This is a genomic window from Curtobacterium sp. B8, assembly GCF_000333315.1.
GTDB lineage: Bacteria > Actinomycetota > Actinomycetes > Actinomycetales > Microbacteriaceae > Curtobacterium > Curtobacterium luteum.
Window position 1 is genome coordinate 1 of sequence record NZ_BACW01000400.1, and the last position, 1,985, is coordinate 1,985.

The following is a 1,985-nucleotide window of genomic DNA, read 5'->3' on the forward strand; positions in this document are numbered from 1 at the left end:
ACCCCGCGAGTTCGACGGGCAGAAGCACGACGGGGTCCTGCTGCGGGCGTGCGCGTTCGTGCTGCACGACGGTCCCGGCGAGGAGGTCACCGAGGCGTCTCGGACGCGAGCCGAACAGCGCCACCAGCAGCGCCACGGACCCGAGCGAGCCCCACAGCTCCAGCAGCCCCACCAGCGCCCGCGCGAACGCGTGCCGGAAGCCGATCGCCCCGCCGTCGGTGCGCACGACCCGCGTGCCGAGGGCGTAGCGACCGACGCTCTTGCCCCGGGTCGTCGTCTCGACCGCCGCCGGCACGAGCACCAGGACCAACACGGCCACCACGATCTGCAACGCGGCGACCCACCCGGTGTCGACGCCGCGGGGGACCACCCGTGCGAGCCCGAGCAGGAGCATGACGTACAGCGTGACCAGGCAGGCGGCGTCGAGGAGCGCCGCCGCCAAGCGGAGTGCGATGCCCGCGGGCTGCACGTCGAGCGCGACGGCCTCGCCGACGACGAGTTCGTCCGCGGTGTCGTCGAGGGCCCGGACGAACCGGCCGTCGGCGAGGTCGCGCGACGCGTTCGGCTTCGACATGGGATCATTCTGTCGGAGACCGGTGCCGGACGGCACGAGCCGGACCGCACGAACCGGACCGCCCGTGCCGCACGGCACGAGCCGGACCACACCGACCGGACCACACCGACCGGACCACACCGACCGGACCACACCGACCGGACCACCCAGGGGGGAACCGTGGACCTCGAGGCCTACGCGGACGTGCACCGTGACCGCTGGCAGGAGCTCGACCGGCTCGCCCGGCGGCGCCACCGCTCCGGCGCCGACGTCGACGCCCTGGTGTCCGCGTACCAGGAGGCCGCGACCGACCTCGCCCGCATCCGTGGCGCCGCCCCGCGCACGGCCACGGGGGACCGGTTGTCCCTGACGCTCTTCCGGGCACGACTGCGCTTCACGGGCACCCCCGTGGACCCCCTGTCGGCCGTCACCACGTTCTTCGCGGTGCAGCTCCCGGCCGCGCTCTACCGCATCCGCTGGACGACGATCTGGGTCGCGCTCGTCACCGCGGCCGTCGCGGTCGTCGTCGGCGTCTGGATCAGCACGACCCCCGGCGCGGTCGACACCTTCGGGACGCCCGAGGCGCTCCGGCGGTACGCCACGCAGGACTTCGTCGACTACTACTCGGACCACGGCCTCGGGGCCTTCACCGCGCAGGTCTGGACGAACAACGCGTACATCGCCGCGAGCATGGTCGCGTTCGGCATCACGGGCCTGTTCGTCCCGTACGCGATCGTGCAGAACGCAGTCGGCCTCGGGGTCTCCGGCGCGGTGATGCACTCGCAGGGCCGCCTGGGCGACTTCTTCCTCTACATCGCGCCGCACGGGCAGCTCGAGCTCTACTCGATCTTCCTCGCTGCGGCAGCCGGACTCATGATCGCCTGGTCGTGGGTGGCCCCCGGTCCGCGCACCCGGGCGCAGGCACTCGCCGAGGACGGCCGCGCGCTGATCACCGTGGCCGTCGGGCTGACGCTCACGCTGCTGCTCTCCGGGCTGGTCGAGGGCGTCGTCACGCGCCAGCCCTGGCCGTGGCCGATCAAGATCGGCATCGGGACACTGGCGCTCGCGGTGGTCCTCGTCTACCAGTGGGTCGTGGGCGGTCGTGCCCACCGCGCGGGCGAGCGCGGCGACCTCGAGGAGTTCGAGCGCGGTGCGACGGCCCTGACGGCCGGCTGACCCGCCGTCAGAGCCGTCCGGTCGCCTTCGCGCGGATGTAGGCATCGGCAACGAGGGGCGGCACGGCCGCGGGGGTGCCCCGGACGACCTCCGCACCGGTGCGCCGGGCAGCGTCCGCCACGCCGTCGGCGTCGAGCAGCGTGCGTTCCGCTGCGGCCCGGCGGTAGACGTCGCGTTCCGTCCCCACCGGCCGGGAGGCGCGGCACGCGTCCGGCGGTCGACCCCCGTCGACCTGTGGCCGGTACACGCCGTCGTC

At 74.0% G+C, this 1,985-nt stretch carries 2 protein-coding genes and 1 pseudogene; 1 reads left to right on the forward strand and 2 read right to left on the reverse strand.

What is annotated here, in order from left to right; genetic code table 11:
- On the reverse strand, positions 1 to 574 hold a 574-nt coding region (locus I59_RS10275), incomplete at its 3' end, for an RDD family protein (RefSeq protein ID WP_042726636.1).
- Between the two features lie 159 nt (positions 575 to 733).
- Between I59_RS10275 and I59_RS10280 the strand changes: the two genes are divergently transcribed.
- Complete coding sequence (locus I59_RS10280) at positions 734 to 1,729, forward strand: stage II sporulation protein M (protein ID WP_022903796.1); 996 nt, start codon at positions 734 to 736, stop codon at positions 1,727 to 1,729.
- 7 nt (positions 1,730 to 1,736) lie between these two features.
- On the opposite strand, the pseudogene I59_RS10285 reads toward I59_RS10280, so the two are convergent.
- Positions 1,737 to 1,985 (reverse strand): annotated as a pseudogene (locus I59_RS10285) (hypothetical protein); the annotation flags it as partial.